Source organism: Streptomyces sp. 13-12-16, assembly GCF_002114215.1.
In the GTDB taxonomy this organism is placed as follows: Bacteria; Actinomycetota; Actinomycetes; order Streptomycetales; family Streptomycetaceae; genus Streptomyces.
Window position 1 is genome coordinate 1 of sequence record NZ_NCTE01000360.1, and the last position, 7640, is coordinate 7640.

At 71.5% G+C, this 7640-nt stretch carries 3 protein-coding genes and 1 pseudogene; all 4 read right to left on the bottom strand.

The annotated features are described in order from the left end of the window. The coding region (locus tag B7767_RS15170) for a hypothetical protein (protein ID WP_085572657.1) at positions 1–1070 on the bottom strand (1070 nt) is incomplete at its 3' end. Between the two features lie 155 nt (positions 1071–1225). Then, complete coding sequence (locus B7767_RS15175) at positions 1226–6172, bottom strand: NAD-glutamate dehydrogenase (RefSeq protein ID WP_085572655.1); 4947 nt, start codon at positions 6170–6172, stop codon at positions 1226–1228. A 544-nt stretch (positions 6173–6716) separates the two neighbouring features. Then, a complete protein-coding gene (locus tag B7767_RS15180; protein WP_085572656.1) occupies positions 6717–7385 on the bottom strand; it encodes an HAD family hydrolase in 669 nt (222 codons plus the stop codon). A gap of 46 nt (positions 7386–7431) precedes the next feature. Beyond that, positions 7432–7640 (bottom strand): annotated as a pseudogene (locus B7767_RS15185) (hypothetical protein); the annotation flags it as partial.

A 7640-nucleotide genomic window follows, 5' to 3' on the forward strand; every position in this document is an offset into this window, starting at 1 on the left:
CGCCGCCCCGCCTCCGCCCCCGCCGCCTCCAGCGCCACCGCGAGCTGCGCCGGAATCACCACGGCCGGCAGCGCACGCCCCCACGAGTAGTGGCCGCTCACCCATCCCGCCCCCACGACCGCCACCCCCAGCCCGGCGAAGAGAACCAGCGGGTCCCACCGGTCCCGCCACCACCGCGGAACCAGCGCGGCCACCCCGAGCAGCACCAGCCCGTACCGTGCGACCGGATGCGCGTACAGCCCCCGGTGCACCGCGTCCAGCCCGTCCCCCGCGCCGAACAGCGCGAAGAAGTCGTAGTACGGCCACACCCACAGCACCACCGCCCCCGCCACCACCCCGGCGCCGAGCCGCGACCACACCACGCGCCCGGCCCGCCCCTCCGCGAGCACCGTGGCGGCGGCACCCACCGTGGCCACGACCCCCGAGAACTGATGGCAGAGCAGGATCACCCCCCACAGCGCCCCCAGTCCGAGCCACGCCGGCCACCCGGCCCCCCGGCGCAGCGCTCCCGCCAGCCACGCCCAGAGGTGAAAGGCGAGCCCGAGCGCGAAGGTGCTCGGATACGACACCGTCAGCGCGAGCGAGTTCAGCCCCGGGAAGCCGCTCCACAGGAACGGCGTCGTGCCCCACAGCAGCAACAGGCTCAGCAGGGCGAGCGCGGGCGCGGCCCGGTGCGCGCTCAGCGTCCGCACGTACCGCCATACGCCCGTCACCAGCAGCGCCAGTCCGGCGACGGCGGCCAGCCGCAGGACCACGAACACCGACAGCCCCGGTATTCGGGCGACGGTGCCGAGCAGCAGCGTCCACGGCGAGTAGTACGGGCTCGGCGTGTCCGCGTCGACCAGCGGGTTGCCGGGGTCGAGCGGGCTGTGCCGCAGCCGCTGCAAGGTCGCCGCGTGCATGCCCAGGTCACCGGCCCACGGGAGCCGCACGATCACCAGGGCCATCAAGGCGAGAAGGAGTCCGGCGACGGCCGGGGCCGCGGTCCGGGCGACGGCCGCCGCCCGGACCGCGGCACGGCGCGCACCGGCTTCCCCCGGCGGAGCGGACGACGAAAATCGGACAGTCACACATAAACCATTGCCCGGAACGGCGACCCCGCACCGGATCCCCGCCGATGCCCACCCAAGGCACCACAACGAAAGGCACGGCGACGAAGGGGACCACGACGACACGAGGGCGCCCCGGACCCGACACGGTCCGGGACGCCCTCACGCGCCTGCGCCTACGAGTGCGACCGCAGCAGCGTCCGCATCGTCCGCATCGCCACCGACAGGTTGGCGAGATCGAACGCGTCGGAGCCGTGGATCTCCTCCAGCGTGGTACGGGCCCGGCCCAGCAGCGCCGCGTTCTTCCGCTCCCACTGCGTGAAGCGCTGCTGCGGCGTCGAGGAGCCGTTGCCCTCCGCCAGCACGTCCGCGGCCACCGCCGCATGCGCCGCGTACAGGTCCTCGCGGATCGCCGCGCGGGCCATGGACTGCCAGCGGTCGGCGCGCGGCAGCTCGATGATGCGGTCCATCAGCTGGGTGATGCGCAGCCGGTCACCGAGGTCGTAGTACACCTCGGCGACGTCCAGCGGCTCCTTGCCCGTCCGGTCGGCCACCGACACGATGTCGAGCGTCGGGAAGGCCGAGGAGAACCCGGCGACCCGGGTGGCCAGCTCGTCCGGGACGCCGGCGCCGCTCAGCTCGTCGTAGATCCGCTGGTACCAGTCCAGGTCCGCGCCGCGCAGCAGCTTCGGCAGCTGCGACCAGACCTGCTCGACCCGCTCGGCGAAGAACTCCACCGTCTCCGCGAGCTCCAGCGGCTGCGGCCGGTTGTTGAGCAGCCACCGCGTGCCGCGCTCCACCAGGCGGCGCGAGTGCAGCCGGATGCGGGTCTGGACGTCCGCGTCGACCGTGTTGTCGAGGGCCTCGACCCCGTCCCACACCACCGAGGAGCGGAAGATCGCGCGGGCCGCGGTCTGCGCCCGGACGATCTCCTCCAGCGACGCGCCGGTCTCCTCGCGCAGCCGGTGCAGATACGTCGTACCGCCCGTGTTGACCGTGTCGTTGACCAGCACCGTCGTGGTGATCTCGCGGCGCAGCGGGTGGGTGTCGATCCGGTCGAGGAACTGCTCGCGCAGCTCCGTCGGGAAGTAGGCGTGCAGCAGCACCTTCAGATACGGGTCGTCGGGCAGCGAGGTGGCCAGCAGCTCCTCGGCGACCGTGATCTTCGTGTACGCCAGCAGCACGGCCGTCTCCGGTCCGGTCAGGCCCTGCCCGGAGGAGAGCCGCTCGCGGATCTGACGGTCGGTGGGCAGGAACTCCAGGGCCCGGTCCAGCTGGCCCTCGCGCACCAGGTGCTTCAGGAACCGCTGCTGGGCGTGGACCATGTCCTTCGACTGCGCCAGCGCGTTGGCGATGGCGGTGTTCTGCGCGTAGTTGTTGCGCAGGACCAGTCGGCCGACCTCGTCGGTCATCCCGGCGAGCAGCTTGTTGCGCTGCTTCACGGTCATGTCGCCGTCCTTGACGAGACCGGTGAGCAGGATCTTGATGTTCACCTCGTGGTCGGAGGTGTCCACGCCGGCGCTGTTGTCGATCGCGTCGGTGTTGATCCGGCCGCCGTGCAGTGCGAACTCGATCCGGCCGAGCTGGGTGCAGCCCAGGTTGCCGCCCTCCCCGACGACCTCGACGCGCAGGTCCTTGCCGTCGACGCGGATGGCGTCGTTGCCCTTGTCGCCGACGTCGGCGTTGGACTCGGTGGAGGCCTTGACGTACGTGCCGATGCCGCCGTTCCACAGCAGGTCCACCGGCGCCTTGAGGATCGCCTTCATCAGGTCGGCCGGGGTCATCTTGGTGACGCCCGGCTCGATGCCGAGGGCCTCGCGGATCTGCGAGTTGACCGGGATGGACTTGGCGCTGCGCGGGAAGACCCCGCCGCCGGCCGACAGCAGCTCGGTGTTGTAGTCGGCCCAGGAGCTGCGCGGCAGCTCGAACAGCCGGCGGCGCTCGGCGTAGGAGACGGCCGCGTCGGGGTCGGGGTCGATGATGATGTGCCGGTGGTCGAAGGCGGCGACCAGGCGGATGTGCTCACTGAGCAGCATGCCGTTGCCGAACACGTCACCGGACATGTCGCCGATGCCGACGACCGTGAAGTCCTGGGTCTGGGTGTCCACGCCCAGCTCCCGGAAGTGCCGCTTCACGGACTCCCAGGCGCCGCGGGCGGTGATGCCCATGCCCTTGTGGTCGTACCCGGCGGAGCCGCCGGAGGCGAAGGCGTCACCGAGCCAGAAGTTGTACGACTCGGCGACCTCGTTGGCGATGTCGGAGAACTTCGCGGTGCCCTTGTCCGCCGCGACGACCAGGTAGGTGTCGTCCTCGTCGTGCCGGACGACGTCCACCGGGTGCACGACCTCGCCGGCCACCATGTTGTCGGTGATGTCGAGCAGCGCCGAGATGAACGTCCGGTAGCTGGCGATGCCCTCGGCCATCCAGGCGTCGCGGTCCACGGCCGGGTCGGGGAGCTGCTTGGCGACGAAGCCGCCCTTGGCGCCGACCGGCACGATGACGGTGTTCTTCACCATCTGCGCCTTGACCAGGCCGAGGATCTCCGTACGGAAGTCCTCCCGGCGGTCCGACCAGCGCAGGCCACCGCGCGCGACCTTGCCGAAGCGCAGGTGCACGCCCTCGACACGCGGCGAGTACACCCAGATCTCGAACGCCGGGCGCGGCGCCGGGAGGTCCGGGATGGCCTGCGGGTCGAACTTCATGGAGACGTAGTCGTGCGGCACGCCGCCGCTCGTCTCCTGGAAGAAGTTGGTGCGCAGCGTCGCCTTGATGACGGTGAGGAAGGAGCGCAGGATGCGGTCCTCGTCGAGCGAGGCGACCTGGTCGAGTGCGGCGTCGACCTCTTCGAGGAGCGCGTCGACCAGCTCGTACCCGGCGCGCTGCCGGTCCGGGGACATCCGCGCCTCGAAGAGGGAGACGAGCAGCCGGGTGGTGTGGACGTTGTGGCGGAGGGTGTCCTCCATGTAGTCCTGGCTGAAGGTGGAGCCCGCCTGGCGCAGGTACTTGGCGTACGCCCGCAGCACCACGGCCTGCCGCCAGGTCAGTCCGGCGCTGAGCACGAGGGCGTTGAATCCGTCGTTCTCCGCCTTGCCGGTCCAGGTCGCCGCGAAGGTGTCCTGGAACCGCTCACGGGCGTCGTCACCGAGGTGGTCGGCGCCGGCTCCCCCGGGCATCCGCAGGCCGAAGTCGTAGATCCAGGCCACGCTGCGGTCGGCGCAGCGCAGCTCGTACGGCCGCTCGTCGACGACCTCGACGCCGAGCCGCTGGAGCACCGGCAGCACCTCGGACAGGGAGACGGCCTCCCCCTTGCGGTAGATCTTGAAGCGGCGCTCCCCGGCGCCCGCGCCCACCGGTTCGTACAGGCTGAGCGCGAAGTCGCGCTCCTCGCCGAGCTCCTCGACGCGCGCCAGGTCGGCGACGGCGGTGCGCGGGGAGTGGTCGGCCTTGTAGCCCTCGGCGAAGGCACCCGAGTAGCGGCGCAGCAGCTCGGCGGCGCGCTCCTCGCCGAACTCGGCGTTCAGCGCCTCGGCGAAGCCGTCGGCCCAGGAGCGGGCGGCCTCGACGAGCCGGGCCTCGATGCGTCCCTTCTCGGCGTCGGACAGCTCGGGCAGTTCGGTGCCCTGCGGGACGCGGACCACGAAGTGCAGCCGGGAGAGGACCGACTCGGTGTTCCAGGCGGTGAAGTCGACGCTGATGCCGCCGAGCTCCTCCTTGAGGATGTCGATGATCCGCAGCCGGACGCCGGTGGTGTAGCGGTCGCGCGGCAGGTAGACGAGGGCGGAGTAGTAGCGCCCGTACTCGTCCTGACGCAGGTAGAGCCGGAGCCGGCGGCGCTCCTGGAGGTAGAGCACCGAGGTCACGATGGACTGGAGCTCACCGGCCGGGGTCTGGAACAGCTCGTCGCGCGGGTAGGTCTCCAGGATCTGGAGCAGGTCGCGCCCGTCGTGGCTGTGCGGCGAGAAGCCGGCGCGCTCCAGGACCTCCTCGACCTTGCGGCGGATCACCGGCACCCGGCGCACGGACTCGGTGTAGGCGGCGGACGAGAACAGTCCGAGGAAGCGCCGCTCACCGACGACGTTGCCGTCCGCGTCGAACTTCTTCACGCCGATGTAGTCCAGGTACGACGGCCGGTGCACGGTGGCCCGGCTGTTGGCCTTGGTCAGCACCAGCACCTTGTGCTCACGGGCCTTGGCGCGGGCGTCGGCGGGCAGCCGCTCGAAGGACGGGCTGACCGGGTGGGTCTCGTCGGCGGCGTGGTGCGGGTCGGAGCGCAGGATGCCGAGGCCGGTGCCGGGGACGGCGGCCAGCGAGTCGTCCTCGCGCAGCTGGTACTCGCGGTAGCCGAGGAAGGTGAAGTGGTCGTCGGCGAGCCAGCGCAGCAGCTCGCGGGCCTCCTCGACCTGCGGCGCGGGCAGGTCGGCGGGGACGGGCTCGTCGGGCAGCGACTCGGCCAGCGCGGTCGCGGTCTGGCGCATCTTGCCCCAGTCCTCGACGGCCTCGCGGACGTCGGACAGCACGCGCAGCAGGTCGGCGGTGATCTGCTTGAGGTCGCCGCGGTCGGTCTCGCGGTCGATCTCCACGTGGATCCAGGACTCGACGTGCGCGTCGTGCGGGAGGCCGCGCGCGTCGTGCGGGAGGTCGCCGCCGGGCGAGGTGGTGAGCACCTCGATCAGCTTGCCGGTGACGTCCCGGCGGACCACGAACTGCGGGTGGATGACGACGTGGATGCCACGGCCCTGACGGGTCAGCTCGTTGGTGACGGAGTCGACCAGGAAGGGCATGTCGTCGGTGACCACCTCGACGACGGAGTGGCTGCAGGTCCAGCCGTTCTCCTCGACGGTCGGGGTGTGGACGCGGACGTTGGCCGTGCCCTGGGGGCGGCTCTCGGCGAGCCGGTAGTGCGAGTAGGCGGCTCCGAAGATGTCGACCGGGTCGCGGTCGCTCAGGTCCTCCGGGGCGGTGTGCAGGTAGTAGCGCTGGAGGAACTCGAGCACGGTGTCCCGGTCGGGCATGCCCTTGTCCGTCGTCCCAGTCGGCAGTTTCCCCCCGGCCGGGCTGTTCTCAGCTACCCGGGCCGCCCTCTCGAGCAGCTCGGCCTTGGCTTCGTCCAGCTTGGTCTGCATGGTCCTCTGGCTCCTGTCGCGCGCCGTTGCGTGACGTAGAAGGAAGTACGGTCTCCGACCTCGTGGTGCGGTGGTACGACACGGGGTGTCCGGTCTGTGCCGACGCTATGCCGTGAGGTGGGAGGAGCGGGGGCCTCTCGGTCGAATTCGACGCGCCCGACGGGTGTGACGTCGCTCTCTGCGACGCCTTTCTCCGGGAGGTGCGCCGCGTCCCGGGTGCCCTCCTGGCCCCGTGCCGCCCGCGAAGACCAGCGACCGTCGCCCGGTCACGGATGTCGTCCGTGTTCTCCGGGCGCACAGCAGGGACACCGAGGTCCCCGCGAGCTATCGCGCTGATCACGCCACCAAGGCTATCTCTCCTTACAGGCCCCCCGTCATGAGCCGTATGTGTACAAAACCAGGCCGTGAACTTTGACGTTCTGCACAGTGCGGCCGGCCCGCACGAGGGGTGCTCCTCCAGCGCCGGACAGGACCACGGACCCGGGGGCGCGGGAACCGCGCGGTCGACCACGACGACCCCGCACCCGCCCACGCGCCGCAGGCGTCAGGCAGCCGCCAGCCGCTCCGCCTCCGCGACGGCCTCCCGCAACGTATCCACCACCGGCACTCCCACCGCCTCCAGGCTGGCGCGGCCGTGGGAGCCGCCGGTGTACAGGACGGCGCGGGCTCCCACGTGCCGTGCGGCCAGCGCGTCGTCGGCCGCGTCGCCGATCACCACCGTGCGCGCCGGGTCGACCCCGGTCAGCGCGCGGAGGTGGCGCACCATGTGCTCCGCCTTGCCGCCCCCGGACGGTCCGGTCCGCCCGTCGACCCGTATGAAGTGCGCCTCGATCCCGAAGCCCCGCACCAGCGGGATCAGGTCCTCGTGCCCGTACAGGCTGAGGATCGACTGGCTGCGGCCGACCGACGCCCACTCCGTCAGCAGCTCCACCACGCCCTCGGCGAGCCCGCACCGCACGTGGTGCTCCGTGTAGTGGCGGTGGAAGGTGGAGTCCATCAGCTCCCACTCGGCCGCGCTGGGCAGCCGTCCCATCAGCCGCTCGTAGAACTTCGGCACCGGCACGCAGTACAGCTCCCGGTACCGCTCCAGTGTGAGCGGCTCCAGGCCCAGCTCGGCGAAGGCCGCGTTCGTCGCCCCGATGACCGCGTCGACGTCGTGGAACAGCGTGCCGTTCCAGTCCCAGACGATGTGCGCGTCCGTGTGCATCCCCATGCCCGAAAACGTACCCGTCCCCACCGACAATGAGGAGGCCCGCAGGTCAGCCCACCAGGTTGGGGATCTCCTGGGTGGCGTACCAGAGCAGTTCGTGGTCCTCCGCGCCGTCCACCGTGTACTGCGCGTCGTCGTCCCCGCCGTCCGCCGCGGGCAGCGCGTCGGCGGCGGCCGTCACGTCCGCCTCCGCGTCCGCCGCGTCCACGTGCACCGCCGCCGCCTTGGCCAGCCGTACGGCGCCGGCGACCCGCACCT

What these genes read in the sequence shown, in the direction of transcription:
- B7767_RS15180 (WP_085572656.1), bottom strand. Translation starts at nt 7,385, where the DNA reads ATGGGGATGCACACGGACGCGCACATCGTCTGGGACTGGAACGGCACG.
- B7767_RS15175 (WP_085572655.1), bottom strand. Translation starts at nt 6,172, where the DNA reads ATGCAGACCAAGCTGGACGAAGCCAAGGCCGAGCTGCTCGAGAGGGCG.